Here is a 26,663-nt window from a genome sequence, read left to right as displayed (position 1 = left end):
CATGGCTTACCTGGCAGGGACAATGGTGCTCGCGGTGCGGGCGGGTGCGCCGAACAACGGCCGCAGCGAGGACACGACGGCGCGGGTGAAGTACGCGCAGATGCACGATGGCCGGCATCCGTACGTGTCGGCGCAGGCCGCGCGCCGCTGGCTCCGGGAGACGATGGTCGAGCTCGGCATGGTGCCCTCCCCCGTGACCAGGGTCGGCAAGGCGCAGGGCAAGGCGCAGAAGGCGAATACGGCGGCGGACCCGATCCGGTTCGTCGATGATGATCTGTTCGGGTACATGCGGGCGGGGGCGAAGAAGGACGATTCCGCGACGACGTTGCGGGACAGTCCGTTCATGCTGGGGACGTTGCTGTCGGCGGAGCCGGTGCGGGTCACCTCCGATTTCGGTGTGATGTCCCGTGGTGTGCCGGAGCCGGTGTTGCACGGTCACGAGTTCTATTCGGCGGATCTGGTGGCGCCGTTTCTGCTGGACGTGCCGCGGGTGGGGACGTTCACGATGCCGAGCGCCGAGGGTGTGGGGCGGCCGAACTACCTGACGCAGGATCAGGCGATGCAGCTCGCGGATGCCTTGTCGTTGGGTGCTGTCAGCGGGGATTTTCGGGGGCAGCCGGCTGTGCGTTTGCCGATTGGGGAGCGGCGGCGGCGGGCGTCGTTGCTGCCCGGGGCGCTGGCGAACCTGAGCGGTGGTGCGAAGCAGGCCCTGCACTACGGTGACCGGGTTCCGGCGCTGCTGGTGATGGCCCCGTTCGAGGGCGGTGTGAACCCGTTCGGTCACGTCGTCGCCAGTGATCCGGATTCGGGTGTGCGGATCCGTGGTGATGTGCTGCGCAAGGAGCTGGCGGCGTGGGCGGGTGAATGGACGCCGCCGGTGCGGATCGGCTGGCGGCCGGGCTTCCAGGACCTGGCGCGCGAGGACTTCGAGAAGGAGTGCGCCCAGGAGATCGCGGAGGGCACCATCGTCGTTGACCATCCCCGCACCGTCCTGCTGCAGCTGGCCGCCGACCTGGCCGAGGGCCGGCTCGACGGCTGGTTCGATGACCCGGTCCGCCGGTGACCGCGCCCCTGTCCGGTCCGGTGCAGGCTGTGCGCGTCGAGTTGTACGCGCCCGTCGCCTCCTTCCGCGACCCGCTGTTTCCCGGGCTGACCCGCTGCCTTCCCGTTCCGCCGCCCTCGACGGTGCGCGGCATGCTCGCCGCCGCGACCGGCAGGGCCGCGGAGCCGGTGGTGTTCGGCATGGCAGCCTGGGCCGAGGGGCACGGCGTCGACACCGAGACCTACCATCCCATCGCCGCCGACGGGAGCCTGCCCGCGTCAGGGGGACGCGTGCGGTTCGGCAAAGGCGGCGCGACCGCCAAGGACCGGCCCTTCCTGGCCGGCGTCCACCTGACGCTGTGGCTGCCCGAGCCCGACGGGGAGCGCGTGGCCGCCGCGCTGCGCCGGCCCGTGCACGCGCTGCGCCTTGGCCGCTCGCAGGACCTCGTCCACCCCGTCGGCGCGGGAGAGGTCACGCTCGTGCCCGCGGCCACCGCGCTCGTCGGCCACGCCCTGGCTCCGCCCGGCGGGCACGAGCTCCCGCAGGCGCACCTTCACCGGCTCGCCCGCACCACTTCCGCCGACCGACTCACCACCACCTGGGCCGACCACCTGTGGTGCGACGAGCCCGCGCGTACGCCGGTGGCCGTCCACGGGGCCTACCGCGAGGCCCCCGCCCATGACCACATCCCCGAGGACACCCAAGCCGTATGGCTCCTTACCTCCTGACCCGGCCGCCACGCCGGCGCGCCCTGACCGACCTGCTCGCCAAATCCCGCCCCGTCAAGGCTCCCGAGCGCCTGACCACGCACTCGCGCACCGTTCATCTGATGGCCGCTCAACTCCAGGCCCGCATCGCGGACGCGGGCGTCATCGCCACCGACCCACGCTTTTGGACGCTGATTCGGGCAGCGGCCCTGCTCCACGACGCCGGGAAGATCGCCGAGGGGTTCCAACGCCAGGTGCGGCCCGGCGGTCGGCAGTGGGGGGAGCGCCACGAGGTCCTCTCGCTCGCCTACGTCGACCTCCTCGCACCGGCCGCCGGATGGAGCGAGAGTGAGCGGCTGCTGATCGCCACTCTTGTGGCCAGTCACCACCGGCCGCTGTTCACCTCCAACTCCCTCAGCGGCGGCAAGCCCGCCCTGGCGCAGCTGTACAACAAGCGCACCGACTGGATGCAGGCGTTCGGTGTCCTGGCGGCGCCCGAGCGGGGACCGCAGGTGGTGCGCGGGCTTCACCAGGAACTCCTGGCCTGGTTCGCCGGTTTCCTCGGCACCGACCCGCCGCCCGCCGCCGGCGGGCCGGCGCTGGCGGAGCGGGCCGGTGCGCTACTCGGCGAGGTGTTCGACGCCTGGGGCGGTGAGTGCGAGCCGGACCGCGGCCTGCTCGCGGTCCTGGCCCAGGGCGCGCTGACCCTCGCCGACCACGCCGGCTCCGCCCACGCCGACCTGCAGACCCACCTGCCCCTACCTGGCGACTACCTGCAGCGCCTTCCCTTCACCCCGCACCGCCACCAGGCCGAGGCCGCCCGTGCCGACGGGCACCTGCTGCTCACCGCCTACACCGGCAGCGGCAAGACGGAGAGCGGGCTCGCCTGGGCCGCGAGGCAGTTGGGCAGCATGCCGGGCCTGCCCAGGATCGTGTGGACCCTCCCCTACCGGGCCTCACTCAACGCCGCCCGGCGCCGCTTCGAGGAGGCCCTGGCCTACGGGGTGACCCCCGACATCGGCCTGCTCCACGGCGCCCTGGCCCGCACCCTCCTGACGGAGGCCCTCGCGGAGGACTGCACACCGACCAAGGAGGACGCGCAGAAGGCTAAGGCCCGCGCGAGTGTGATGCGCCTGTTCAGGCAGCGCCTGCGCGTGGCCACCCCACACCAGCTCCTCACCGCGGCGCTCGCCGGCCCGGCCCACTCCTCGCTGCTCCTGGAGCAGGCCAACTCCCTGTTCGTCCTCGACGAACTCCACGCCTACGACCCCGAGACCTTCGGCCGCCTGTGCGCGTCGATGCGCCTGTGGGAGCGCCTGGGCAGCCGGATCGCGGTCCTGTCCGCCACCCTCGCCCCGCCCCTCCTCGGCCTGATCACCGATACCCTCACGCTGCCGGTGACGCCCGTGCGTGCCGAGCCCGGCACCGCTCCCGTCCGGCACCGCCTGGCCGTCGACGACCTTCCTCTCACCCACCCCGCGAGCATCGAGCGCCTGCGCGGCTGGCTCACGGAAGGCCACAGTGTCCTCGTGGTGGCCAACACCGTCGCCGCCGCGCAGTGGCTCTTCGAAGCCCTCGCCGACGACGCCCGCGCCACCTGCCCCGGTAACACCGAGGCTTGGGAAGGGGACGATGCGGCGCTCCTGCTGCACTCCCGGTTCAAGAACCGCGACCGGGACGCCATCGAGGAACGCCTGCTGGCACGCCATCCCGAACGCCGCCCAGGCCGGCCGCGGCGCAGCGGCGGGCTGGTGGTGGCCACCCAGACGGTCGAGGTGTCGCTGCAACTCGACTTCGACCGCGGTGCGGCGGAGAACGCCCCCATCGAGGCCGTCGCCCAGCGCGCCGGCCGGGTCAACCGCCGTGGCCTGCACCCTCAAGGGCCTGTCGAGTTCCGTGTCCATCGCCCAGACAGCCACCGGCCCTACGAGCAGGCAGCGGTGGACGCCGCCTGGAGCGCCCTGACGACCCTGGCCGCGGAAGGTGCCACCAGCCTCAGTGAGCAGGACATCGACCGCCTGCTGCACCTCGCCTACGACACCGACTGGGGCCGCGGCTGGGCGCAGCGCGCCCGCGCCGCCCGCGACGGGTTCGCCACCGAGTTCCTCACCTTCCGCGAACCGTTCCTCGACCGCACCGAGCACGCCAAGACGCTCGGCGAGCGCTTCGACAGCGTCGAGGTCCTGCACCGCGACGACGAACAGGAGTACAGCGCCCTCATCAAAGGTGAGGCCGGCGACCCGCTGCTGGCGGCCGGCATGCTGATCCCGCTGCGCCACACCCAGTTGAAGACCTACCGGGCGAAGTACAGCAGGAGCCTTGGGCTGTATGTGATCGACGGCGAGTACGACACCGTCCTTGGACTCCTTCCGCCTGGCATGCCGGAGACGATCCTGTGAAGTCCCTTCCCACCGACCCGGTCCAGGACGAGCACGGCCTCGGCGGCGTCCACATCAAGTACCTGCACCACTGCCCCCGCCAGCTCTGGCTCTACATGCGCGGATACCGCCCCGAAGCGGGCAGCGACCTCGTCGCGTTCGGCGAAGCCGTCGACGCCACCACCTTCACCCGCCGGCGCGACGTCGACCTCGGCGAGGCCCGCATCGACTGGGTCACCACCGGCGCCGTCGTCCACGAGACCAAGTCCTCCCGCGCGCCCTCCCCCGCCCACGACGCCCAGGTGCGGCACTACTGCCTGCTGCTGGAGCGGCGCGGCGTCAACGTCCGCGGCGGCATCGTCCACTACCCCCTCATCCGCCGCACTACCGACGTCGCCTGGAACGACGAGGCCCGCGACCAGGCCGAGGACGCCGAAGCCGAAGCCCGCGCCATCATCGCCCGAAGCACCGCACCCGAGCGCCTCACCCGAGCCGCCTGCAGCGGCTGCTCCTACCTCGACTACTGCTGGGGAACCTGATGCCCGCCGCCGGCCGCACCTACTGGCTCACCGAACCCTGCCGCATCCGCCGCGAGAACGACAGCGTCCGCATCGAACGCCCCGACGGCCAACCGGTGCGCATCCCCGTCACCGACATCCGCGACCTTGTCGCCTTCGACCACATTGACGTCAACACCTCCGCCCTCTCCCTACTCGGGCGGCACAACATCACCCTCCACGTCCTCGACCACTACGGCAACCACACCGGACACTTCGCCGCCACCGAATCCATGTCTTCCGCCACCGTCCTACGACGCCAGGTCCACCTCACCACCGACCCCGAACACCAACTCCCCATCGCCCGAGCCCTCCTGGCCGCCACCGCCGAAAACCTCCGCTGGGTCCTCGACAACGACCTCCTCGACCCCGCCCTGACCACCCTGCGCGACAACCTCCCCAACTGCCACGACAGCGCCCAACTCATGGCCCAGGAAGGCAACTTCCGCCGCACCGTCTGGGCCGCCCTCGACACCCAACTCCCCACCTGGCTACGCCTCAACGGCCGCACCCGACGCCCGCCCACCAACGCCGGCAACGCCTTCGTCAGCTACCTCAACTCCATCGTCTACGCCCGCGTCCTCACCGCCCTGCGCGCAACCCCCCTCCACCCCGCCATCGCGTTCCTGCACGCCGACACCAACCGGCGCCGCAACACCCTGGCCCTCGACCTCGCCGAACCCTTCAAACCCCTCTTCGCCGAACGCCTCCTGCTACGAGCCGCCCACCAAAAGCACCTCAAGCCAAGCGACTTCGAGACCGGAGTCGGCCACGCCTCCCTCAGCACGGCAGGCCGCAAGAAGATCGCCGCCCTCGTCCGCGAAGAACTCGCCACCACCGTCCACCACCGCACCCTCAAGCGGAAAGTCAGCTACGAGGAACTCATCCACCTCGAAGCCCTCAAACTGGTCCGCCTCTGCCTCGAAGGCACCCCCTACAAGCCCTTCCGCCCCTGGTGGTGAACCCCCTCCCATGTTCGTCATCCTCGTCTACGACACCGCCGCCGAACGCAACCCCAAAGTCCTCAAAACCTGCCGCAGATACCTCCACTGGACCCAACGCAGCGTCTTCCAAGGCGAACTCACCCCCGCCCAGTACCGCGCCCTCACCAGCACACTCGAAACCGTCATCGACCCCACCTACGACAGCATCATCACCTACACCACCCGCTCCCCCGACTACATCAACACCGCCACCATCGGCACCCACCTGGGCGGCCCCGGAGACATCATCTGACCAGCACTGATGCACCACCGCCCAACCCCTGCACAAAGCACCGCTGGCCCGGCGCAGGGGTATTCTCTGACCTGCGGCTTTACCCTCGGGTCGCCATCAGCCCAGGAGGGTTGGGAACCGGCGCGACTCGACCAGATCGCCGCCGCCTTCCCCCGTCGCCATCAGCCCAGGAGGGTTGGGAACTCGCCGCAGGCGAAGAACGGCTGCGAGAGCTCGAGTCGCCATCAGCCCAGGAGGGTTGGGAACCCAAGCTTGTCCCACTCCCCCTGGAGCTTCTCCAGCGTCGCCATCAGCCCAGGAGGGTTGGGAACGCGACGCCGAGCCCACTCTCGACGCCGTCGAGACCCGTCGCCATCAGCCCAGGAGGGTTGGGAACGCGGCTTCTGCCGCCCCGCCATCACCCCGGCCACCCGTCGCCATCAGCCCAGGAGGGTTGGGAACGGCACATCCGCCTCCCGGAGGCCGGCCCGCTCGCCCTGTCGCCATCAGCCCAGGAGGGTTGGGAACGCAGGGAACTGCTCGGCTGGACCTGCCCCTCAGCAGTCGCCATCAGCCCAGGAGGGTTGGGAACACACGTTCTTCACCACGCTCCGGGCCGACGACGCCGAGTCGCCATCAGCCCAGGAGGGTTGGGAACCCAGCTCAGCGGGGGTCGTCATAAAGGCATTCTCCCGTCGCCATCAGCCCACGAGGGTTGGGAACTGGGTCTCCTGGGGTGGGGCCGGGCGGCAGGCGCCGTCGCCATCAGCCCAGGAGGGTTGGGAACATGTCCTGGCCGTCCTCGCGCACGAGCGAGAGCATGGTCGCCATCAGCCCAGGAGGGTTGGGAACGCGGTGGTCGGGTCCAGCTTCAGTCCGTCCGGGGTGCCGTCATCAGCCCAGGAGGGCTGGGAACCCGCTCATCTGCTGCTCCTCGTAGGGTGCGTCTGGTCGTCATCAGCCCAGAAGGGTTGGGAACTTGAAGGCGCCCGCGGTGCCAACGAGGTTGGCCCGCGTCGTCATCAGCCCAGGAGGGTTGGGAACGCGGCCTCCAGCGGCCAGCACGACGGATCGGCCACGTCGTCATCAGCCCAGGAGGGTTGGGAACACCGGCCTTGCAGGAGGATGATCCCGAGCCAGTCCCGTCGTCATCAGCCGGGGGGGGTTGGAACTTGCTGACGTAGCGCATCGCGTACCGCGCGCCGGCGTCGTCATCAGCCCAGGGGGGGTTGGGAACGTTCAACGTGCGGTTGTACACCAGCACGCTCCAGGGTCGTCATCAGCCCAGGAGGGTTGGGAACATGCTAAGGAGGCCGCTCTGCGGGGAGCAGGTCTCGCCATCAGCCCTGGAGGGCTGGGAACCCAGCTGGCCACCACGGCGGCGTCGGCGAAGCCCAGGTCGGTGACGAGCCTCTTCACGGCGCTCCGCTCGCCCTGCGACTTCTCCCGGGCAAGCAGACGCGACAGGGTGTCCTGGGTGATCAGAGTGCTGCCCGGGTCCGTGGCCGGCGGCTGAACAGGCGGCTCACTCGACGGAGCGCCCGCAGGCTGGGCAGGCTGAGGCAGAGCGTTCATTCGGATTCCTCCGGAGCAGCGCCCCCGCGCCGAAGATCAGTGTAGCCAACCACGCCATGAGGCGATGAGAATGGGCTTCTGCAGCTCACGGTGCTGACGCAGAAGGGGGGAGGCACGGATGCTGGTTCGTGCCCTAGCTCAGTGATCCCACCGCCACCCCAACGTAGAGCCCTGGCAAATCCCCAGGACCGGACGAAGCCGTTGGTAACGGCACCGGCGCGGACAGCCGAGGAGCGGTTAGAAGGCGATCCTCCCGTGGGTCTCGCCATATACGGAGCTAAGACATGGGAGGAGGTGTACAAGAAGGTCAACTCCGAGCTCACAGACGTCCGAGAGCAACCGCAGATAGCCCCCGCGTTCGAGGAGATGATCCGGCACCGAGTGCGGCACGCCGCGAGGTACAGCACCCCTGAACGGCTCGCGGAGATCGCACAGCAGTGGCAGTGGGTGGTCGTTGACGAGCTGCGGCAGAGCGACGCGGAACACCGCAGAGCCGAGGAGGAAGCCTGGCAGCTTGAGAGTCGCCTGCAGCGCCGTGCGCGCCGCGAACGAGTTCGAACCGCTCGGTTGCCCGCCGTCGAAGACATTCAAGCTATCTCAGCCCAGCGCCCCTTCGAAGTCGCCATCCAGCTCGTCTACGTTGTCGAGCACACCGAGCTACGGGCAGTGAAGGTTGGGATCGGTAGCTCCCTGCGGATTCTGGATCATCTGCGGCACGGCTGGCAGGAAGTGAACCGGTCCCGGATGCGACTAGATGCTCGCACCATCGAATCCGAAGTCCTCACTCGTATCCGTAACGCGGGCATCTCTCAGTTCCTCACCCGAGCCCAGATGCCGCAAGGGGGATTCACAGAGACGATGGACGCCTCCCTGATCTCCCCTGCCGAGGTGTGGGCGATGGTCGAAGGGGAGATCGCTGCTCGAGGAGCTTCCGGCCCCGACACCGGCAGGGCCGCCTTGAAGGAGCCATCAGAGAATGACGGCCCCCCGTGATCACGGGCCCAGAACGTCACCCAGCACCGGGACCTTAGGGATCTCCGGCCCTGCCTCGGGCAACCCCAGGTACTCGCGGACTGCCCCGTTATCGCCGGTAGCGTCGGCCAGGCGTGCGGCGGCGCGTCGAACGCCCTGGATTGGATGCGCTTCACCTCCTGTACCGCGTCCTCGATCGGGTAGCCGGCCGCGGCGAGCATCCGCACGCTCGTCTCCAGGCTGAGCACCCCGGCGCCGAAGCCCTTCACCACCTCATCCAGGACTGCGGCCCGGTCGGTCGGGGTGTGCGGGCCCCAGGTCAGCCGTGCGGGCAGCGTCTCCCCCGCCGGCCAGCCCTCGGCCTGTCCGGCTTGGTGGAGGCGGCACACCATCTTCAGCAGCAGCGAGTACTTGTGCGCCCGGGCCAGCCGCATCCCGCTAACCAGAGCGTCCAGCGGCCCCAGCGCCAGCTGGAGTGCGTAGCCGGACGGCACGGCAGACGGGTCGAGGGTGCCCAGGCCGGACGAGGTCAGTCGGGAGTTGCCCGCCAGCCGGTCGAGGAGGTGGTCGACCCGGGACCGCAGCTCGGCGAGCTGGTTGGACGTGTCGAGGGTGTCCATCGAGCCGCCCTCGGCCAGCGACCACACCGTTCCGGCTCGGACCTGGAGCGGGAGCGTCGCGCCCGTCACCCGGTCCTTGGGCAGCCGGACGCCGGACAGGCCGATGATCGGCGTGCCGGTGGTCGCGGACGCGGCGGCCGAGTCGGAGTCCGTCGCGGCGAGTTCGTCGAGGGTCTGCATGACCTTCGCGATGGACGGCTGCCCCCAGTGCTCGCCCGCGTCGGGGATCGAGTTGGTGACGTGGACGACCGGCAGGAAGTCCAGCATCAGGTCGAGCCGCTCCAGCACCTCGCCGTCGGAGCGGACGCGGTAAGCGGCCTTGTCCGTCGGCAGGTTGTAGACGTCGTGGTCCTTCTTCAGGTCGTCGAGCAGCCACTCGGCGTCGGTCAGGTAGCAGGTCAGCCCGGACTGCTGTCCGGGCCCCCACGGGTAGGTGCGCCGGATCGTGCCGGTCTCCGGGTCGAGGTGGTCGCCGGCGATCAGTACCGGCTCGCCGTCCGCCCCGTACATCAACTCCCGGGCTGGCTGCCCCGATCGAGTGCGGCCCGGCGTGCTGGCCGCGCTGATCGGCCCAAGCTCGTACGTGATCCGTCGCAGCCTGGCCTTCACCCCTCGACGCTCGTCCTCGGGCAGCTCCCACGCGAAGTGCACCCGCGGCGGGAACTCCGCCGCGTCGGCCTCGTCGTCGGGCCACTCCGGGAAGTAGAACCCGGCGTCCATCACCCGCAGGATCGGGCGGCCCTTCGACGGCTCCCACGCCAGGGTGTGCACGGTGTCGCCGCACCGAACCGCCGACCGCTCGGCCTGCTGGATGCGCAGCGGCAGCAGCTCCTTCTCCGCCCACTCCCGCAACCGGCTCTGCACCGACAGGGCTGCCACCGTGCCGGTCGGCGGTGCCTCGTCCTCCGAGTGCTCCGCCCCGGGCACCACGATGGTCTGCTCGGAGCCGAGCATGTAGCCGAGAGCGGTGTCGATCAGCTTCGCGGCGTCGCCGAGCTCGCGCCGCTCCAGTCCGGTGTCGTCGCCCGAGGCGGCGGCGATCTGTCCGGCCTGGTTGTTGTCGTAAGCGGCGAGCAGCTTGTACGCCTGGAGTCGGCGCAGATCCTCCGGAGGCACCCAGCCGGCGGCCAGCTCGGCGAACGGGCCCGAGCCGCGGCGGATCGGGGCGGCCATCACCGGCTTGTAGTTCAGCCAGCTCCAGCCGTCGATGACGAGTTCGCGCAGGCCCACAGTGCTCCTCCGAGCAACCAGGCCGCACGCCGATGGTCAGCGTAGCGGACTGCAGCCATCGAGGTCTCGCCTGCGTGAATCCTTCAACGGGAAAACGACCTCAAGCTTTCCAGCCGCCTCATAAACGGTTCCCATAGAAGGAACTTTGCCAGCTCTCGCGGCATCCAAGGTGGTTGCATTCAGAATCTGAACGGCCTCGGCTAGCTCGGTCGGCGTGGCATCAGGGAAGCACTCCAGGACAATGGCAGCAACGACCTCATCCGGACTCGCATCAGTGGGGAACTCGGCATACTCTTCGGCGTCAAGATCAACCTCGAACATGTGTACCCCTAGGTGGCGCGAGAAACTATTGCCCTTGGCTGCAGAGTAAAGCAGCCCCCGCGCTCGCAACGGACTGTAAGTGACGAGACGGTCTGGGTGACGCAGCTTGCCAGTGCGTACAGCTCACAGCATCGGACCAGGAGGTTATCGTCCGGGCAAAGCCTGGCCCGTGCGACACGGACAACGGTAGCGGCCCAGTGGTCGTTCGCCAAGGAGGAGGCCGACGCTGTGCCCAGATGGTCATGAAGTGCCAAGAACTGAGTTGCGAAGTGCACCTCCGTCTCGGACGACTCTGCATCATCGCGAAGGTCCTCAAGACTTCGCATTTGGATCTTCATCGCTGAAAGCCTGACATGCCGTTAGCTCCCGCCAGCTTCCCCTACCCTTCCTGGTTATGCTTCATCAACTCCTTTATCATCTCCTCCCGTTGCTCCTTGGTGAGCTGAATCCCGACCGGCTTGACTCGTCGAGCAAAGAATTCAGCTCCTACGATGCCAAAGGTGATCGGAAACGCGAACCAACCAAGGACGCCAAGGACACCGCCCACCCATCTCGCCGTCTCTCCACCCTTCATGCCCTTCGCAAACGGACTCGTCAGCCCCAAAGTCACGTCATAAGCCGCGGCGGGGCCAGCAAGGCAGGCCACCCAGATCCCAAGGCCCACCAAGATCGCAAGAAGACCGCCGAGAGTCCAAGCAGCCGCACGGCGATATGGGCTCAGGAAGAATGTCTTGATCCGTCCCATATATTCAAGCTAGTCCGGCCTCGTGACCCGAGCAATCCGAGTAGGACAACGGCAGCAGCACTGTCGTTGTCGCCTACTGGCCCGGTGGCTGGAGGATGCAGCCGGAGCCGAAGGCGATCTTGTCGAGCTTGGCCTGCTGCTCGGGCCAGAGCTTGCCCCACTCGGCGTCGCACAGCTCGCGGGAGCGTTCCTCGCCTCGCTGCACGATCGACAGCTGAGCGAGCCGACCGGCCACGATCGACTCCTTCTCCCAGTTGTCCCACTCCGGCGTACCGGGCTCCGGCCGACCGGCGGGTGACGCGGCATCAGGCCACGCCACCCACGCTGCTCCCCCGCCGATCGCCAGGACACCGGCCACGGCCGCGATGACGAGCTTCCCCCTCACTTCATGATCGGGAACCTACCGGCGGCTGACGGGCCCTGGTTGGCGGTAAACCTATTATGGTGATTCGGCGCTTACCGGCGGCCGTCGAGGCGGGCGTCGTCCAGGCCCTTGGGCAGCATCGCGAGCTGGTCCGGGTCGGCGAGTTCGGTGAGGCCGTGTACAGCTGCGTCCATCCGGTCCGGGCTGTCCATGCCGGCGACCCAGGTGACCATCTGCCCTTCCAGCTCCGGGTACTGGCCGACGTGGTGCACCCTGCCTTGCTCGTACAGCTGGGCGATCGGCTCGGCCCTGAGCCTCTTGCCGACCTTGGCGGTGACCTCCAGGATCATCGGCATCAGCAGACCGCGGGTGACGCCTTCGCGGGCCAGCTGGTCCCATGCCTGGGTGACGACCTGCCGGGCCATGTCTCCGCCGTAGTTGGACTCGACCACGATCGCGTCCGCCTTCAGCTCCATGGCCAGGTGGCAGGCGGTGAGGCCCCAGTCGTTGGCGCCCATGGAGCCGGACCGGTCGTCGAGGACGTAGAGGTTCTCGTCGTAGCCGGCGGCCATGCCGACGATGCCTGTCTCGTCGCCCACCAGGCTCTCGCCACCGGCTGGGTCGACGGCGACGATGACGCGCGCCAGGTCGAGGCCGCTGAACTGCACTGGCGTGATGCGGTGTTGGTCGATCCAGGCGCGCTGCCAGACTCCGCCTTCCTGCGGCCTGGGCTTCTGCTGGTATAGCGACCACCAGACTCGTTCGCCGACGGCTCGCCGGATCTTGGCGAGTGCCTTCTGTCCGTACCGGGCGGGCCACAGTGGTTCGCCGACCTGGCGGCCGAGTGCGTCGTCGGGGCTGTCCGCGATGGCGGGCAGGTCGATGATGATCCAGTCCTCGGCGGTCTCGCTGGCGAGGATGCGCCCGACAAGATCATCTTCGGACCACCTGGTCTGGATAACAATGACGGAGCCGCCGGGCTCGATGCGGGTCAACAGGACGGACTGCCACCACTCCCACAGGCGCTTGCGCATCGTGGGGCTCTGCGCCTCGGCGTCGTCCTTGATCGGGTCGTCCACCACGGCGAGGTGGGCGCCCTTGCCGGTCAGTCCTCCGCCGACGCCGGCGCAGACCAGGCCGCCCTCGTGGCCGAAGATGTCGAAGCGGTTCGCCGCCTTCGAGCCGGGGTGGAGTGCGATGCCGATCTGCTCGCCCCACGTGGTGATGGCATCCCTGATCCACCGGCCGTGGTCGTCCGCCGGTTCGGCCGAGTAGGAGGCGATCATCACCCGGTGCTCGGGGCGCTGAAGGAGGTACCACAGCGGCGCCCACCGGGCGGCCCTCCGGGACTTGCCGTGACGGGGCGGCATGGTGAGCAGCAGCCGGATGGACTCGCCGGCGGCGATGCGCCGGAAGGCGTCGTCGATCAGGTCCAGGTGCTCGGCCTGCATCTCGCGCCCGGCGGTCAGCACCGCGGCGAGCGAGCCAGGCGAGCGGCGCATCGCCATGTCCTTCTCGACCCGGGCCAGCTCGACGCGCAGCTTGGGCGAGGCCTTCGCGGCGATGACCCGGCGCCGGTCGGCGGGCAACGTCCGGTACTGGGCAAGGAGTTCGGCGGTGTCCGCCATCAGCCATCCTCGCCCTCGGTGGCTGCGATGAGCTGCGCCAGCTCGGCGGAGGTGATCGCCTCCAGCGTGATCGGCCCTTCGTCCGGGCCGGACAGCTCGGTGCGGGTCGGCTGGTCGATGCCGAGCAGCCGGGCGTCGCGCTCCAGGATGCGGACGGCTCGGTCGACCGCGGGAAGGTCTCCGTCCCTGACCGCGCGGCGGAACGCGACGAAGAACACGCGCTCCAGCCGCATGTGGTGGACCAGGCGCAGTTCGTCGACGGAGATGCCCAGGTTGGTGTGCCGCTCGGCCAGGGCGTGCTGAACGTCCTTGCAGGCGTAGCGGATCAGGGCGGCGTCGTCCGGCGGTTCCTTGCCCTTGGCGTACAGGTCGGCGCCGTAGCCCTGGGGGTAGGCGACCCGGTCGGTGTTGATCGACGGGTCGGCGGCGAGCTTGCGGCCGATGGTGAGCCAGTCGACGCCGGCCAGCTGCAGTTCGACGGCGTCGGCGCGGCGCTGCGCGATGGCAGCGCGCTGCGCCTTCGTGGGGCGGGCCATGGCGGGTCCTCCATCCGGAGCGCCCCCGCGCCACGTCCATGATCCCTCAGGCGCGAGCCGCTCCGCCCGTCGCCCCGGGTGGTTGCGGCGGACATCTTGCCGGTTTACTCACCGGCGAAGCGCCGCAGCTGCTAGCGTCAGTCGCGCGAAGTGCGCTTGGTCGCACCAACCCGTCAGCTCACCCAGTAGGTGCTTCTACCTAGCCAGTCGCAAGTAGCGACGGCGCCGAGTCTGGTCACTCGACCGGAGCTGGGGAACCACGTTTTTTGGGGTGAATCGCACAGTCATGCGGAACTCAACTGTTCCGGAATTTCTGTGTGCCACAAAAAGATGGTTCCCCGGTCAAAAGACCGAAGCATCAGGCGCCCAGACTTTCCGGCGAGGCTCGGAAAGGCCGCCCGTTCATGGAGCTGTGGCAGTACATTCTCCTCCCCCTTGCCCCGATCGTGGCCGTGCTGCTCGTGGCACTGCTGATCGGATGGAAGGCTCTCAGTAGCACCAGCGGATCGGAGCGCCCGGAGATTCTTCGGGCACTGGCCGACCTCCTGCGCGCTGTACGAGGCAAGCGGTAGGCGGTGAGGGGCCGGCATGAGCACCATGCCGGCCCCTCACTGGCAGCGGAGGGCGGAAAGAGTCGACCAGGAGCGGTCTAGCTCGGTGGTGCGAATTCGGAGAAGCACCGTCGGTTGGATGGCGTGGATGGCGACCAGGGCGACGCGGAGCTTGCGAGCCGGCTCGACGTGTTGTCGAGCAGTCCGGCGGCCTGGTCGCTGGGTACGGGGCGCGGCACGCTGGTTCTGCTGCCGAGGTGTACGGTGCGGGCCGGGTCGTGGAAGATGACGCGCTCGCGTTTGAGGGCGCGGAACAGTGAGCGCAGCCCGCTGTGTCTGGTGATCTCGTGAGCCTACTGATCAGTCGATGCAGAGCAGTGCCTGGCGGTGCGGAGAGCGTTGATCGTCAGCTTGCGCGGGGTCGCCATATTCTGGACGTCGTGGCCGGTGCGAATCTTGGAGGCATCACCGACGAGGGTGGCACCACGGCCGAAGTTCAGCCGACCTCTCGATAGCCTGTTGTCGGGTTGTCGTACCGGAGAGGCGCCGGGTTCCACAGTTCCGGCAGGGGATGTCTCGTCGGGTAAACCGGCGTCGGCAGTCCAGTCAGGGCGGTTCGAACGTCTCGTGCCCCTACACCTCACGGCACTCTCGCAGGTCAAGACCGAGGTCCCAGGTCATACACTTGCCGTGGAAGTCGTAGCCCTGGACGTTGGCGATGTCCAGGTACTTGAAGATCTGCGACAGGTCCCAGCCCTGGTTGATCTTGGCCGGGTCGGCGGGGGTGAAGGCGGTGAGCAGCTTGTGCGAGCCGCCCAGCGCGTCCAGCTGCTTGCGGAACTCGGCCAGCAGCGCGGTGTTGTTGGCCTTGTCGTTGACGCTCCAGTGGTTGCCGGCGTGGCCGTCGGGCGAGCCCGGCCACTCCCAGTCCAGGTCGATGCCGTCGAAGATCCCGGCCGCCACGCCCGGGCCGCCGGCCCCGTTGTAGGCGGGCAGGTCGCCCTTGATCCAGACGTCCAGGCAGGACTTGACGAACTTCTGCCGGGAGGCGTCGTTGGCCGCCACGTCGGAGAAGTACTTGGAGTAGGTCCAGCCGCCCAGCGAGACCACGACCTTGAGGTGCGGGTACTTGGCCTTGAGCTTCTTCAGCTGGTTGAGGTTGCCGCGCAGCTTGCCCCAGCCGTCGTCGGCCACCCCGTCCACCGACTGGGCGGCGCTGAACGGACGGCCGTAGTCGGCGTCCGCGTCGCCCGCGCCGGTGCCCTGGTCCGGATCCTGCGGGTTGGCGGTGGTGCCCTTGGTGACGCCCGCCAGGCAGGTCAGGTTGACCGGGTCGATGTTCTCGAAGGCGTAGTTGATGACGTCGAGCTTGGCGGCCGAGCCGGAGGTGTCGAGGTTCTTGACGAAGTACTGGCGGCCGTAGATGCCCCACTGGGTGAAGTAGCCGACCCGGGTGTACTTGCCCGGCCCGGCCAGGTCACCGGTGGTGGCGGTGAGCGGGGCGGAGAGCGGGGAGAGGTTGTCCACCGCGTCCCGGGCCCGCACCGTGAAGGTGTACGAGGTGGCGGGGGCGAGCGAACTCACCGTCGCCGTGGTGCCGGTGACGCTCTGGGTGAGCGCACCGTCCCGGTACACGTCGTAGGAGACCACTCCGACGTTGTCGGTGGAGGCGTTCCAGGCCAGCGCGATCGACCCCGAAGTCACCGTGGTGGCACGGAGGTTGGTGGGCGCGGTGGGCGGCACGGGGTCACTGGCCGGGTCGGTCGTGGTGAACTGCACCACCGGGCTGACCGGTCCGGCGTTGCCCCGGGTGTCCTTGGCCCGGACGGTCAGGCCGTACGCGGTGGCCGGGGTGAGCCCGGTCGCGGTGCCCGAGGTGCCGGTCGAAGTCCCCACCACGGTTGAGCCGTTGAGGATCTCGTAGGAGGCGACGGGGTAGTCGCCGGGGGTGGCGGCGGGCCAGCTCAGCGCGGCCGACTTGGTGGTCAGCGCGGTGACCACCGGCTTGCCGGGAGCGCCCGGCGGCACGTCGGGGGTGCCGTCGCACTTGTCGCCGTTGACGGTGCAGCCGGTCGGCGTGCCGATCGGGCCGTTGGCGACGAACCAGAAGCTGTACGGCTCGGTGGTCGCGTTCGGCTGGACGGTGGCGTTGTAGTAGGCGTTCTTGGCCACCACGTGACGGCCCGTCACGGTGGCGTCGCCGTTGTAGCTGCCGCTGATGGTGACGCCGGCCGGGAGGTCGAACTCCAGGGTCCAGCCGGTCACGGCGGCCGTGGTGGCGTTGCGGACGATGAAGGTGCCCTTCCACCAGGAGCCGTTGTCGGCCGTGGCGAAGGTGGCGGTCAGCCGTCCGGCCGCGTGCGCGGGTGGGGCCGCGAGCGTGGCGAGGAGGGCGACCGGGAGCAGCAGTGCGGTGCTCAACAACGCGAGCAGCCTGCTCCTGAGATGGGTGGGCATGGTTCTCCTGTGGGTGTGGGGGTTCCGTACAGGGGGTTGCAGAACCGTGCTTGCCGTCCGGTCGGGTGACGGCCGAATCGCACTGGGCGATGTGAGGATGAATGTAGGAGGACTGGACCACAGCGTCAACAGGTCCATACCATTTGCGCGACGCCGTCAAGCCCCGGGGCGTGCACCGACCATGCCCCGGCCCCCATGTCCTGACGGTCCGTCCGCTCGGTACCAACCATCCCCCACTGGAGGTACTCGTCTTGCGTACCCGTATCCGCCTGCTCTCCGTGGCAGGCGCCGGCATCCTGGCGGCCGCGGCGGCACTCACCGTGCCGACCACCGCCCAGGCGGCCAACCTGTTGACCAACCCCGGCTTCGAGACCGGGACGCTCTCCGGCTGGTCCTGCACCGGCGGCCTCGGCTCGGTGGTCTCCACCCCCATCCACGGCGGTTCCAAGGCCCTTGCCGGCGCGGTGAGTTCGAGCGACACCGCGAAGTGCACGCAGACCGTCGCGGTGCAGCCCAACACCGCCTACACGCTGAGCGGATGGGTCCGCGGCAACTACGTCTACCTCGGCGTCACCGGTGGCACCTCCACCTGGACCCCGTCCGCCTCCGCCTACACCAAGCTCTCGGTCTCCTTCACCACCGGGGCGAGCCAGACCAGCGCCGAGATCTACCTCAACGGCTGGTACGGGCAGGGGACTTACAACGCCGACGACATCAGCCTGGACGGCCCCGGCGGCAGCAACGACACCCAGGCGCCGACCACCCCCGGCACCCCGCTCTCCACCGGCAAGACCTCCTCCACGGTCTCGCTCACCTGGGGCGCGGCCACCGACAACGTCGGCGTCACCGCCTACGACGTCTACCAGGGCTCGACCCTGGCCACCACCGTCGGCGGCACCAGCGCCACCGTCTCCAACCTGAGCGCCAACACCGCCTACACCTTCACCGTGAAGGCCCGCGACGCGGCCGGGAACACCTCCCCCGCCTCCAACGCGGTGAGCGTCACCACCGACCCGGGCACCACCCCGCCGCCCGGCTTCAAGCAGGCCGCGCCCTACCTCTACAACGGCTGGGGCAACCCGCCGTCCCCGACCACGGTGATGAGCGCGACCGGCATCAAGTGGTTCACCATGGCCTTCATCCTGGCCCAGAACGGCTGCAACCCGACCTGGGACAGCCAGCGGCCGCTGCTCGGCGGCGTGGACCAGACCGTCATCAACCAGATCCGGGCGGCCGGCGGCGACGTCGTCCCGTCCATCGGCGGCTGGAGCGGCAACAAGCTCGGCCCCAACTGCTCCACCCCCGAGGCACTGGCCGGGGCCTACCAGAAGGTGATCGACGCCTACGGCCTCAAGGCCATCGACGTGGACATCGAGAACACCGACGAGTTCGAGAACGCCACCGTCCAGGACCGGATCATCACCGCCCTGAAGATCGTCAAGAACAACAACCCCGGCCTGCGGACCATCCTCACCTTCGGCACCGCCACCAGCGGCCCGACCTCCTGGGGCAACCGCCTGATCGAGCAGTCCAAGGCGCTGAACGCCAACATCGACGTCTTCACCATCATGCCGTTCGACTTCGGCGGCGGCGCCGACATGTACGGCTCCACCGTCAGTGCGGCCGAGGGCCTGAAGACCAAGCTCAAGTCGGTCTTCGGCTGGGACGACGCCACCGCCTACGCCCACCTCGGCATCAGCGGCATGAACGGCCTGAGCGACCAGCAGGAGCTCACCAGCACCGACACCTGGACCAAGATCCGCGACTGGTCCAACACCAAGCACATCGCCCGCCTCGCCTTCTGGTCCGTCAACCGGGACCGGCCGTGCCCCGGCGGCGGCGTGCAGGAGACCTGCTCCGGCACCTCGCAGGCCGACTGGCAGTTCACCAAGATCACGGCCGGCTTCACCGGCTGACGCTCCGGACGACCGGGCCGCGCCTGCCGGAGCGTCAGAGCTCCAGCAGGCGCGGCTCGGTGGCCGCCACCGCGCCGACCACCGCGCCGCGCGCACCGTCCTCCCAGTCCAGCAGGTGCAGCCCGTCCCACCGGCCGCGCAGCGGCGAGCCGTCCAGCGGCAGGGCGGAGAGGTCCACTCCGGCCAGGGTGTCCAGCGTGGCGCGGCCGACCTTGATCAGCGCCTCCTTGCGCACCCAGAGCCGAAGGAACGCCCGCTCCGGTTCCGGGTGCTCCTTCAGCCGCGCCAACTCGGCCGGGGCCAGCACCCGTTCGGCCACCTCGGCGACCATCCCCCGGGACGGCTGCTCCACGTCCACCCCGACCGGGCCGGGGCCGGCCGCCGCGGCCACCACGCCCTTCCCGTGCGAGAGGCTCACGTGCACCTCCGGGTGCTCCGCCAGGTACGGCCGGCCGTGGCCCTCCTCCTCACAGTCCGGGCAGCGCTGGAGCAGCGTCAGGGCGGCGGCCTCCGTACCGAGCAGCCGCGCGGCGCACTCGCGCACCAGCACGTGGGCCGCGACGAAGTCCTCCCGGGTCGACGCGTGCCGGAACCGCGCGGCCCGGGCCCGCTCCACTCCGGTCAGCAGCCCCTCCCCCGCACCGGCCCGCGCCAGCACCTCCGCACTGCCCGCGACCACCACCAGCGGCTCCACCACACGCCTCCCTCACTCGATCCGCCCGAGCCTACCCCCCGCCCACGCACCACCGGCCCTGGCCGGACGCAAGCGACCAGCGGCAGGACGCGCGACCCATGACGCGGGCGGCAAGGCCCACGACGCGGGCGGCAAGACGCAGGACACGCCAGGCGGCAAGCGGCAAGCGGCAAGCGGCAAGCGGCAAGACGCAGGACACGCCAGGCGGCAGGCGGCTGAGCATTGCCCCGCCCCTGCCGGCCGCGGCCCGGCCCGTCGTGCGCGGCCGCGTCCAGACTGACACCGCCTCAGTCCCGCCCTCCCCCCTCCCTCTCCTCTCAACTCCCCTCCCGCCGACGGCGGTAGTGCCGGGCCACCCGGGCGCGGTTGCCACAGGTGGCCGTGAGCACCAGCGGCGCCGGGGGTTCGCGGGCACGAACATCAACGCGCAGTCCTCGGCGGCACAGTCCCGCACAGCGGCCAGCACCTCCCCGCCGGTCACCAACTCGGCCACCGCCTCCGCGAGTTCACCTGCCAGCCGGGCCGAGGCCGGGCCGGTGCGGCGCAGCCGGTAGACCGGCCCGGCCGGGCCGGGGAGCAGCTCGCCCACCAGCGGGGCCGCCAGCAGCCTGGCGTTGAGCGCGTCGAGCACCGCCCCCGGCACCGGCTCGCCCCGCCGGACCCTCCCGACCGCGACCACCGCCAGCTCCCGCACCTCACGGACGGCGGTCAGCTCGGCCGGCCCGGTCACCGCCGGGACCTCCAACAGCCCGCGGGCCTCCTGGAGTTCGAGCCAGCGCCGGAGTGCCGCCGGATCGGCGAGCTGGTCACCGTCCCGGGGACGGGTGTTGAGCAGATCCAGGGCGAGCGGTTCACCGATCAGTGGGTCAGCCATGCCGCTAATGCTAAATCAATCCCTTGACACATTAGAAGACTCTGCGAGAAGCTAACGCCACTAGCCACCAAGGAGGCATTAGAAATGATCGCCCGCGTCCGCCACCGCCACCTCGACGTCGACGGCCTGCGGCTCTTCTACGGGAGAGCCTGCCCACCGATCCGGACGCCCCGGTGATGCTCCTGCTGCATGGCTTCCCCTCCGCCTCGCACCAGTACCGCCGCCTGATCGACGTCCTCGGCACCCGCTACCGCCTGATCGCCCCGGACTACCCGGGCTTCGGCCACAGCGACGCCCCCGCACCGGCCTCCGCCGGCGGCACCTTCGTCTACGACTTCGACCACCTCGCCGAGGTCACCGAGCGCTTCGTCGAACTCCTCGGCCTGGAGCGCTTCGTGCTCTACGCCTTCGACTTCGGCGCCCCCGTGGGCTTCCGGCTGGCGCTGCGTCAGCCGCACCGCATCGCCGGCCTGGTGGTGCAGAACGCCAACGCCTACACCGAGGGCCTCTCCCCGATGGCCCGCGACTTCATCGCCCTGCGCCCCGGGCAGCCCGGCGCCGAGCAGACCGTCCGCGAGCTGCTCACCCTCCCGATGACCAGGGGCCAGTACGAGGGCGGCACCGTCGACCCCGAGCTGATCGCCCCCGAGGGCTGGACCCTCGACCAGCACTTCCTCGACCTGCCCGGCCGCACCCGGCCCCAGCTCGACCTCGCCTTCGACTACCACTCCAACGTCGCGCAGTACCCGGCCTGGCAGCAGTGGCTGCGCGAGCACACCCCGCCCACCCTGGTCCTCTGGGGCCGCAACGACGCCTTCTTCCCCGCCACCGGCGCCGAGGCCTACCTGCGCGACCTCCCCGAGGCCGAGCTCCATCTCTTCGACACCGGCCACTTCGCCCTCGAGGACCACCTCCCCGAGATCGCCCCCCTGATCGCCGACTTCCTCGACCGCACCTGGAAGCCCTGACGACCGCTCAGCCCGTCCCCACGGTCCGCCGGTAGACCACCGAACCCCGCACCTCGAACCCCGCCCGCTCGTACAACCGGTTCGCCGCCGCCCGCGAGGGCCGCGAGGTCAGGTCCACCGTCCGCGCCCCGCCCTCCTCCGCCAGCCGGACGGCCTCAGCGGTCAACGCCGCGCCCACGCCGTGCCCACGCGCCCCCGCGTCCACCACCACGTCCTCGATCCGGGCCCGCAGCCCGCTCGGCAGCGGGAGCAGTACGAGGGTCAAGGTCCCGACGATCCGCCCGTCCAGCCGGGCCAGCAGCACGGTGTTCGCCGAGCAGGCCAGCAACCCGGCCACCGCCTCGCGGTCCAACGGCTCGGCGCTGCCGGACAGTTGCGGCAGCAGACGGGCGAAGGCCTCGACCAGCTCGCCGTCCGCCTCCCGGGCGATATCCACAAGAACGCTCATGACCGCACAGCCTAGGGGAGGCGCCCGGTCAGCGGCGGTTCGCGGCCTCGGCAGTGCCGGTCCGTCCACCGCCGCCGCCTCCGCCTGCCGCGCCGCCCCGTGCGCCGCTGCCGCCCGGACCGGCCGGGCTCTCCCGCAGGGCTACGACGCACGGCGTCCCGTGCCGCGCCGCGGGTGTCGTCCCGGAGGTCCGGGGTAGGTGCCCGTACACAGACCGAGGGAGGCCGCCATGACCGTGCCCGTGCCCCCGAACCCGGACACCCACCCGCCGTTCCCCGAGCCGCCCCGCCCGGACCCCTTCCCCGGGCCGCCGCCCGGACCGGGCCCGCGCCCGCCGCTGCCCGACCCGGACCCGGGCCCGCCCCCGGCACCCGATCCCGCACCTCCGCCCCAGGAGTGACCGCCCTCCCCCGGGAGTGGCCACGGCAAGGTGCGTGAGTACGCGACGGACCTGACCCACCCCTCCCCCACGCGGCCGGCACCCGCTAGCCTCCGTCAGTGCACAGAACAGCGAAGAAGCAGAACCGGATCCTCGCGGTCTGTCTGGCGGGCGGCTTCACCACCATGCTGGACAACTCCGTCCTCAACATCGCCGTCCCCGCGCTGCGCAGCACCCTGGAGGCCTCGGCCACCCAGATCCAGTGGATCGTGGCCGGCTACTCGCTCGCCTTCGGCCTGGCACTGATACCCGGCGGGCGGCTCGGTGACCTGCGCGGCCGCAAGCAGTTCTTCGTCGCCGGGATCGCCCTGTTCGTCGCGGCCGGCCTGCTCGCCGCGGCCGCCACCGACCCGTGGCTCCTGGTGGTCCTGCGGCTGCTCCAGGGCGCGGGCGCCGGCCTGGTCAACTCCCAGATGATCGGCACCCTCCAGGACGTCTTCACCGGAGCGGCCCGCACCAAGGCCCTCGGGCTCTACCAGGTGACCTGTGCGGTGGCCATCGCCCTGGGCCCGCCGCTCGGCGGAGCCCTGATCGCGCTGGCCGGGCCGGAGTGGGGCTGGCGGCTGGCCTTCCTGATCAGCGCCCCGTCCGGACTGGCCACGCTGGTCCTGGCGGTCCGTCACCTCCCGCGCCCCGCCCCGCGCCCCGCCCCCGCCGCCGGGGCGGCGCACGGCCTCTCCTCCCTCGACCCGCTCGGCCTGCTGCTCACCGCCGCCATCACCGTCGCGGTGATGCTCCCCTTCGTCACCTCCGCCGCGCTCCCCGCCCAGCTGGGCCTGGGCGCCGCCGCCCTGGCCCTGGCCGTCCTGCTGGCCTGGTGGCAGCGGCACTGCGCGGCGACGGGCCGTCAGCCGCTGATCCACCCCTCGCTGCCGCGCTCCGCGCCGTACACCCTGGGCACCCTCACCGCGATGGCCCAGTTCGGCGCCTCGCTGGCCGGCAGCCTGGTGCTGGTGATGTTCCTCCAGGACGGGCTGGGCCTGACGCCCCTCGCGGCGGCCGCCGTCACCCTGCCCTCCGCGGTGGCGATGGCCGTGGTCTCCTCCGTGGCCTGGCGCGCCGTCCAACGCTTCGGGGCCCATCTGGTGCCGCTCGGCCTCACCCTGGCGCTGGCCGCCGTCCTGCTCAGCGGTCTCGCCGCGCTCTGGACCTCGGGGCCCTGGCTGCCCGTGCTGCTCGGCCTCGGCCAGCTCTGCACCGGGGCCGCGGCCGGCCTGGTGGTCTCCCCCAACCAGGCCCAGGTGCTCCGCTACGCCCCCGCCGAGGCGGCCGGGGTGGCGGGCGGCATCCTCCAGATGTCGCAGCGGATCGCCGCCGCCGTCGGCATCTCGGCGATCTCCGGCATCTACCTCAACAGCTCCGCCGCCACCCCGGGCGCCGCCTACTTCCAGGCCGCCCTGGCCTGCACCGCGGTCTTCGCCGTGGCCCTGCTGCTCTCCGTCCTCGCCAACCGCAGCACCCCCGAGCCGCCGACCGCCGCCCCGGCCGCCCGCCCCGAGGTCCGGGAGGGCGCGGCACGGGGCGACTGATCCCGGCCGGAGCCGGTGACCCGCCGTCAGGCGCTGGCCAGCGCCACCCGGACGGCCTCGGCCACCGGCTCCGCCCCGGCGGTGAGCTCCAGGGTGCGGCCGATCGCCGCATGGGCGTCCAGCAGCTCCAGCAGCACCCGGGCCACGTCCTCCCGGGGGACGGGCGCCAGCGGCAGCGCCGGCACCGCGAGCCGGACGAAGCCGCTGCCCGGCTCGTCCAGCAGCGGGCCCGGGCGCAGCACCGTCCAGCCGATCCGACGGGCCCTCAGGTCCTCCTCGGCCGCGCCCTTGGCCCGCAGGTAGTCGGTGAACTCCTGGTCCATGCCCGGCGCCCCGGCCCGTTCGATGCCCATGGTGGAGACCATCAGGTAGCGCGGCACCCCGGCCAGTTCGGCCGCGTCGGCGAACAGCACCGCTGCCGCCCGGTCGACACTGTCCTTGCGGGCGCTGCCGCTGTTCGGCCCGGCGCCGGCGGCGAACACCACCGCGTCGGCCCCGCTCAGCCCGCCCGCCAAGTCCTCCAACGAGACGGACTCCAGATCGCAGACCACGGCCGGGCCCCGACCGCCTGAGGTCCGCGGCCTGGGCGGCGGAGCGGATCAGGCCGGTCACGGTGTCCCCGCGCGCCGACAGCAGCCGCTCCAGCTGGAGCGCGATCTTCCCGTGCCCACCGGCGATCACCACGTGCATGCCCCGACGCTAACCCGCCGCCGCCGACGGCGCCCGCCCCCACGCCGAACGGCCGGTGCCCCGGCCCTCACGAGGAGGACCGGGGGCACCCGGGGCCCGACGCCGTTTCAGCTCACTCCACCGGCGCCTTGTCCCGCAGGATCCGCACGAACTCCCGCATCCAGCCCGGGTGGTCCGGCCACGCCCGGGCGGAGACCAGCTGGCCGTCGACCACGGCCTCGGCGTCCTCGTAGACCGCGCCGGCCCCGGTCACGTCCAGCTCCAGCGCCGGGTACGCGGCCGTGCGACGGCCCGTCAGGGCGCCGCCCGGCAGGGTGATCAGCGGGCCGTGGCAGATCTGCGCGACCGGCTTGTCGCCCTCGAAGAAGTGGGCCACGATCCGCTTCACCTGCGGGTCGTTGCGCAGGTACTCGGGGGCGCGGCCGCCGGGGATCACCAGCGCCACGTACTCGGCCGGGTCGACGTCCTCGAACGCCACGTCGGCGGGCCAGGTGTAGCCGGCCTTCTCGGTGTAGGTGTCGAAGCCGGGCACGAAGTCGTGCACCACGAACTGCAGCGTCTTCCTCGACGGCGCGGCGACGACCACCTCGTAGCCCTCCTCGCGCAGCCGCTGGTACGGGTAGAGCACCTCCAGCGACTCCGCCGCGTCACCGGTGACGATCAGGACCTTCGCCGTCATTCCACGCCCTTCGCAGACCGGCCGCCCACCCGCGTGGACGGTCCGCCCCCACCCTTCCGCGCCGGGCCGTCCACGGCAACGGACCCTGGTGATCACGCCCGCTCCGTGCTTCCGCGCGCCCCCCGTGCGCTCCCTGTGTGCGCCCCCTCCTTCCATCCCCGGCGCCCCTCTCGCGCCGCCTCCGCCCGGCCCGTACCGTCAGCAGCGGACCGACCGGAGGAGAACCCGTGCCGTACTCGCTGCCCATCGAGGCCGCCACCGTCCCCAATCTGCGCGAACCTCGGCAGCATCCCCCTCGCGGGCGGACGCACCGTCAGACCCGGCCTGGTGCTGCGCTCCGGGCAGCTCGACCGCTTCGCACCCGGGGCCGACCCGCTCTTCGACGCCCTGGGCGTGCGCACCGTGGTGGACCTGCGCACCGACCGCGAACGCGCCGCCCGGCCCGACGTCATCCCGCCCGGCGGCCGCCTGGTGGTCGCCGACGTCCTCGCCGACCTGGTCAGCTCCGGCGCCGCCTCCAAACTCGGCACCGTGATGGCCGACCCGCTCGCCGCCAACCGCCTCCTCGGCGACGGCCGCGCCGCCGAGGCACTGATCTCCGACTACCGCTCCTTCGTGGCCGGCGACTCCGGCCGCGCCGCCTACCGCACCCTGCTCACCGAGCTCGCCTCGCCCGCCGACGGGCCCGTCCTCTTCCACTGCACCGCCGGCAAGGACCGCACCGGCTGGGGCGCCGCCCTCCTGCTCCTCCTGCTCGGCGCCGACCCCGCCACCGTCGAGGCCGAGTACCTCGCCGTCAACCCGGCCGTCCGCGCCGCCTTCGCCCCCGTCGTCGAGGCCTTCACCGCGGCCGGCGGCGACCCCCGGGTCACCGAGGAGCTGCTCACCGTCCGGCCCGCCTACCTGGCCGCCGCCCTGGAGACCCTCACCGACGGCTGGGGCGACGCCGAGACCTACGCCCGCACCGCCCTCGGCCTCACGGACGAAACCCTCGACGCCCTCCGGACCAACCTGACGGCCTGATCCGGCACCGCGTGGTCGTCCGCCGGCGGCCGCCCTTCTGGGGGCGCGAGGCTCTGCTGATCTGCGGCTCCGCCGCGGGGCGCGAATCGGAAGACGGCCCACCTGCCGCTGAAGCTCCGTCAGCCAGTTGCACGTGCTGCCGTTCCCTACCTGTAGTTCTCCGCGCCCCGGGGTGGCCACTCTCCCTAGGTCACCGAGGTCCCCGCCACGGCGCCCAGGCCGTACGTGACCGCCGAGGCCAGTGCCACGATCAGCAGTTGCCGCCCCGCCGTCCGCCACGCACCCCGCCCCGAGCCGCGCCCGAGCGCCCCGCCGACCACCAGCGACGCCACCGCCGTGATCACCACCGAGGCCACCACCGCGCCGTTGCCGCTCGCGAAGAACCACGGCAGCAGCGGCAGCAGTGCCCCGACCGCGAACAGCAGCAGCGAGGAGACCGCCGCCACCATCGGCGAGCCGGCGTCCTTCGCGCTCACGCCGTACAGGATCCGGGTGCTCGTCTCCG

23 protein-coding genes, 1 pseudogene and 1 CRISPR repeat array are annotated in these 26,663 nt (G+C 70.9%); of the genes and pseudogenes, 11 read left to right on the top strand and 13 right to left on the bottom strand.

Annotated elements, in window-relative coordinates; all coding sequences use genetic code 11:
• Nucleotide 1: 1 nt before the first annotated feature.
• Genes cas7i through cas2 form a run of 6 tightly spaced genes read left to right on the top strand, consistent with a single transcriptional unit; the run spans nucleotide 2 to nucleotide 5,920 of the window.
• Nucleotides 2-1,063 (top strand): type I-B CRISPR-associated protein Cas7/Cst2/DevR, encoded by a 1,062-nt coding sequence (gene cas7i, locus ABD946_RS06745; RefSeq protein WP_345281063.1) that lies wholly within the window; start codon nucleotides 2-4, stop codon nucleotides 1,061-1,063.
• Nucleotides 1,060-1,770 (top strand): CRISPR-associated protein Cas5, encoded by a 711-nt coding sequence (gene cas5, locus ABD946_RS06740; protein WP_345281061.1) that lies wholly within the window; start codon nucleotides 1,060-1,062, stop codon nucleotides 1,768-1,770. Before cas7i ends, cas5 begins: the two co-directional genes overlap by 4 nt.
• On the top strand, nucleotides 1,752-4,148 hold the full coding sequence (gene cas3, locus ABD946_RS06735; RefSeq protein WP_345281059.1) for a CRISPR-associated helicase Cas3': 2,397 nt from the start codon (nucleotides 1,752-1,754) through the stop codon (nucleotides 4,146-4,148). Before cas5 ends, cas3 begins: the two co-directional genes overlap by 19 nt.
• Nucleotides 4,145-4,666, top strand: a complete 522-nt coding sequence (locus tag ABD946_RS06730) for a CRISPR-associated protein Cas4 (RefSeq protein WP_345281057.1) — start codon at nucleotides 4,145-4,147, stop codon at nucleotides 4,664-4,666. Before cas3 ends, ABD946_RS06730 begins: the two co-directional genes overlap by 4 nt.
• Nucleotides 4,666-5,646, top strand: coding sequence for a type I-B CRISPR-associated endonuclease Cas1b (gene cas1b, locus ABD946_RS06725; RefSeq protein WP_345281055.1), 981 nt, complete (start codon nucleotides 4,666-4,668; stop codon nucleotides 5,644-5,646). The genes ABD946_RS06730 and cas1b overlap by 1 nt, the downstream gene beginning before the upstream one ends.
• 10 nt (nucleotides 5,647-5,656) lie before the next feature.
• Nucleotides 5,657-5,920 (top strand): CRISPR-associated endonuclease Cas2, encoded by a 264-nt coding sequence (gene cas2 / locus ABD946_RS06720; protein ID WP_345281054.1) that lies wholly within the window; start codon nucleotides 5,657-5,659, stop codon nucleotides 5,918-5,920.
• 89 nt (nucleotides 5,921-6,009) lie between these two features.
• A CRISPR array of direct repeats spans nucleotides 6,010-7,007; the repeat unit is 29 nt; unit sequence GTCGCCATCAGCCCAGGAGGGTTGGGAAC.
• 1,276 nt (nucleotides 7,008-8,283) lie between these two features.
• Here the strand turns inward: cas2 and ABD946_RS06715 are convergent.
• From ABD946_RS06715 to ABD946_RS06685, 7 genes and pseudogenes are all read right to left on the bottom strand, one after another.
• Nucleotides 8,284-10,296 carry a hypothetical protein gene (locus ABD946_RS06715; RefSeq protein ID WP_345281052.1) on the bottom strand — a complete coding sequence of 671 codons (2,013 nt, stop codon included), beginning with the start codon at nucleotides 10,294-10,296 and terminating at the stop codon, nucleotides 8,284-8,286.
• 36 nt (nucleotides 10,297-10,332) lie between these two features.
• Complete coding sequence (locus ABD946_RS06710; RefSeq protein WP_345281050.1) at nucleotides 10,333-10,617, bottom strand: hypothetical protein; 285 nt, start codon at nucleotides 10,615-10,617, stop codon at nucleotides 10,333-10,335.
• A 379-nt stretch (nucleotides 10,618-10,996) separates the two neighbouring features.
• A complete protein-coding gene (locus ABD946_RS06705; protein WP_345281048.1) occupies nucleotides 10,997-11,362 on the bottom strand; it encodes a hypothetical protein in 366 nt (121 codons plus the stop codon).
• Nucleotides 11,363-11,435: 73 nt separating this feature from the next.
• Nucleotides 11,436-11,747 carry a hypothetical protein gene (locus ABD946_RS06700; protein ID WP_345281046.1) on the bottom strand — a complete coding sequence of 104 codons (312 nt, stop codon included), beginning with the start codon at nucleotides 11,745-11,747 and terminating at the stop codon, nucleotides 11,436-11,438.
• Nucleotides 11,748-11,818: 71 nt separating this feature from the next.
• A complete protein-coding gene (locus ABD946_RS06695) occupies nucleotides 11,819-13,354 on the bottom strand; it encodes a terminase large subunit domain-containing protein (protein WP_345281044.1) in 1,536 nt (511 codons plus the stop codon).
• Nucleotides 13,354-13,890: a hypothetical protein gene (locus tag ABD946_RS06690; protein ID WP_345281042.1), complete on the bottom strand. Its 537-nt coding sequence runs from the start codon at nucleotides 13,888-13,890 to the stop codon at nucleotides 13,354-13,356. The genes ABD946_RS06695 and ABD946_RS06690 overlap by 1 nt, the downstream gene beginning before the upstream one ends.
• A gap of 1,238 nt (nucleotides 13,891-15,128) precedes the next feature.
• Nucleotides 15,129-16,898: pseudogene (locus ABD946_RS06685) on the bottom strand (glycosyl hydrolase family 18 protein); the annotation flags it as partial.
• 251 nt (nucleotides 16,899-17,149) lie between these two features.
• Between ABD946_RS06685 and ABD946_RS06680 the strand changes: the two are divergent.
• The gene (locus ABD946_RS06680) at nucleotides 17,150-18,814 is read left to right on the top strand and encodes a carbohydrate binding domain-containing protein (protein ID WP_380148402.1); all 1,665 of its coding nucleotides are present in this window, start codon (nucleotides 17,150-17,152) and stop codon (nucleotides 18,812-18,814) included.
• 34 nt (nucleotides 18,815-18,848) lie between these two features.
• Here ABD946_RS06680 and ABD946_RS06675 read toward each other — a convergent pair whose 3' ends face one another.
• Complete coding sequence (locus ABD946_RS06675; RefSeq protein WP_345281040.1) at nucleotides 18,849-19,508, bottom strand: 4'-phosphopantetheinyl transferase family protein; 660 nt, start codon at nucleotides 19,506-19,508, stop codon at nucleotides 18,849-18,851.
• Nucleotides 19,509-19,539: 31 nt separating this feature from the next.
• The gene (locus ABD946_RS06670; RefSeq protein ID WP_345281039.1) at nucleotides 19,540-20,382 is read right to left on the bottom strand and encodes a CGNR zinc finger domain-containing protein; all 843 of its coding nucleotides are present in this window, start codon (nucleotides 20,380-20,382) and stop codon (nucleotides 19,540-19,542) included.
• A 176-nt stretch (nucleotides 20,383-20,558) separates the two neighbouring features.
• On the opposite strand from ABD946_RS06670, the gene ABD946_RS06665 reads away from it, so the two are divergent.
• A complete protein-coding gene (locus ABD946_RS06665) occupies nucleotides 20,559-21,350 on the top strand; it encodes an alpha/beta fold hydrolase (protein ID WP_345281037.1) in 792 nt (263 codons plus the stop codon).
• A 7-nt stretch (nucleotides 21,351-21,357) separates the two neighbouring features.
• On the opposite strand, the gene ABD946_RS06660 is transcribed toward ABD946_RS06665, so the two are convergent.
• Complete coding sequence (locus tag ABD946_RS06660) at nucleotides 21,358-21,798, bottom strand: GNAT family N-acetyltransferase (RefSeq protein WP_345281035.1); 441 nt, start codon at nucleotides 21,796-21,798, stop codon at nucleotides 21,358-21,360.
• 229 nt (nucleotides 21,799-22,027) lie between these two features.
• Here ABD946_RS06660 and ABD946_RS06655 point away from each other — a divergent pair, with 229 nt between their 5' ends.
• Both ABD946_RS06655 and ABD946_RS06650 read left to right on the top strand, forming a co-directional pair.
• Nucleotides 22,028-22,198, top strand: coding sequence for a hypothetical protein (locus ABD946_RS06655; RefSeq protein WP_345281033.1), 171 nt, complete (start codon nucleotides 22,028-22,030; stop codon nucleotides 22,196-22,198).
• A 98-nt stretch (nucleotides 22,199-22,296) separates the two neighbouring features.
• Nucleotides 22,297-23,766, top strand: a complete 1,470-nt coding sequence (locus ABD946_RS06650) for an MFS transporter (protein ID WP_345281031.1) — start codon at nucleotides 22,297-22,299, stop codon at nucleotides 23,764-23,766.
• A 26-nt stretch (nucleotides 23,767-23,792) separates the two neighbouring features.
• Here ABD946_RS06650 and ABD946_RS06645 read toward each other — a convergent pair whose 3' ends face one another.
• The gene (locus tag ABD946_RS06645) at nucleotides 23,793-24,317 is read right to left on the bottom strand and encodes an NAD(P)H-binding protein (protein WP_345281029.1); all 525 of its coding nucleotides are present in this window, start codon (nucleotides 24,315-24,317) and stop codon (nucleotides 23,793-23,795) included.
• Nucleotides 24,318-24,568: 251 nt separating this feature from the next.
• The gene (locus ABD946_RS06640; protein ID WP_345280624.1) at nucleotides 24,569-25,135 is read right to left on the bottom strand and encodes a DJ-1/PfpI family protein; all 567 of its coding nucleotides are present in this window, start codon (nucleotides 25,133-25,135) and stop codon (nucleotides 24,569-24,571) included.
• Between the two features lie 327 nt (nucleotides 25,136-25,462).
• Between ABD946_RS06640 and ABD946_RS06635 the strand changes: the two genes are divergently transcribed.
• The gene (locus ABD946_RS06635; RefSeq protein WP_345281027.1) at nucleotides 25,463-26,158 is read left to right on the top strand and encodes a tyrosine-protein phosphatase; all 696 of its coding nucleotides are present in this window, start codon (nucleotides 25,463-25,465) and stop codon (nucleotides 26,156-26,158) included.
• Between the two features lie 185 nt (nucleotides 26,159-26,343).
• Here ABD946_RS06635 and ABD946_RS06630 read toward each other — a convergent pair.
• The coding region (locus ABD946_RS06630; protein ID WP_345281024.1) for a VIT1/CCC1 transporter family protein at nucleotides 26,344-26,663 on the bottom strand (320 nt) is incomplete at its 5' end.

Origin of the sequence: Kitasatospora albolonga (assembly GCF_039535905.1) — a bacterium.
GTDB classification, from domain to species: domain Bacteria; phylum Actinomycetota; class Actinomycetes; order Streptomycetales; family Streptomycetaceae; genus Kitasatospora; species Kitasatospora albolonga.
Note: the sequence above shows the minus strand (reverse complement) of the source record. Positions and strands in the feature narration are given on the sequence as shown.

What these genes read in the sequence shown, in the direction of transcription:
- cas7i (WP_345281063.1), top strand. Translation starts at nt 2, where the DNA reads ATGGCTTACCTGGCAGGGACAATGGTGCTCGCGGTGCGGGCGGGTGCG.
- ABD946_RS06640 (WP_345280624.1), bottom strand. Translation starts at nt 25,135, where the DNA reads ATGACGGCGAAGGTCCTGATCGTCACCGGTGACGCGGCGGAGTCGCTG.
- ABD946_RS06710 (WP_345281050.1), bottom strand. Translation starts at nt 10,617, where the DNA reads ATGTTCGAGGTTGATCTTGACGCCGAAGAGTATGCCGAGTTCCCCACT.
- cas2 (WP_345281054.1), top strand. Translation starts at nt 5,657, where the DNA reads ATGTTCGTCATCCTCGTCTACGACACCGCCGCCGAACGCAACCCCAAA.
- ABD946_RS06665 (WP_345281037.1), top strand. Translation starts at nt 20,559, where the DNA reads ATGCTCCTGCTGCATGGCTTCCCCTCCGCCTCGCACCAGTACCGCCGC.
- ABD946_RS06660 (WP_345281035.1), bottom strand. Translation starts at nt 21,798, where the DNA reads ATGAGCGTTCTTGTGGATATCGCCCGGGAGGCGGACGGCGAGCTGGTC.
- cas3 (WP_345281059.1), top strand. Translation starts at nt 1,752, where the DNA reads ATGGCTCCTTACCTCCTGACCCGGCCGCCACGCCGGCGCGCCCTGACC.
- ABD946_RS06695 (WP_345281044.1), bottom strand. Translation starts at nt 13,354, where the DNA reads ATGGCGGACACCGCCGAACTCCTTGCCCAGTACCGGACGTTGCCCGCC.
- cas1b (WP_345281055.1), top strand. Translation starts at nt 4,666, where the DNA reads ATGCCCGCCGCCGGCCGCACCTACTGGCTCACCGAACCCTGCCGCATC.
- ABD946_RS06690 (WP_345281042.1), bottom strand. Translation starts at nt 13,890, where the DNA reads ATGGCCCGCCCCACGAAGGCGCAGCGCGCTGCCATCGCGCAGCGCCGC.
- ABD946_RS06705 (WP_345281048.1), bottom strand. Translation starts at nt 11,362, where the DNA reads ATGGGACGGATCAAGACATTCTTCCTGAGCCCATATCGCCGTGCGGCT.
- ABD946_RS06655 (WP_345281033.1), top strand. Translation starts at nt 22,028, where the DNA reads ATGACCGTGCCCGTGCCCCCGAACCCGGACACCCACCCGCCGTTCCCC.
- ABD946_RS06670 (WP_345281039.1), bottom strand. Translation starts at nt 20,382, where the DNA reads ATGGCTGACCCACTGATCGGTGAACCGCTCGCCCTGGATCTGCTCAAC.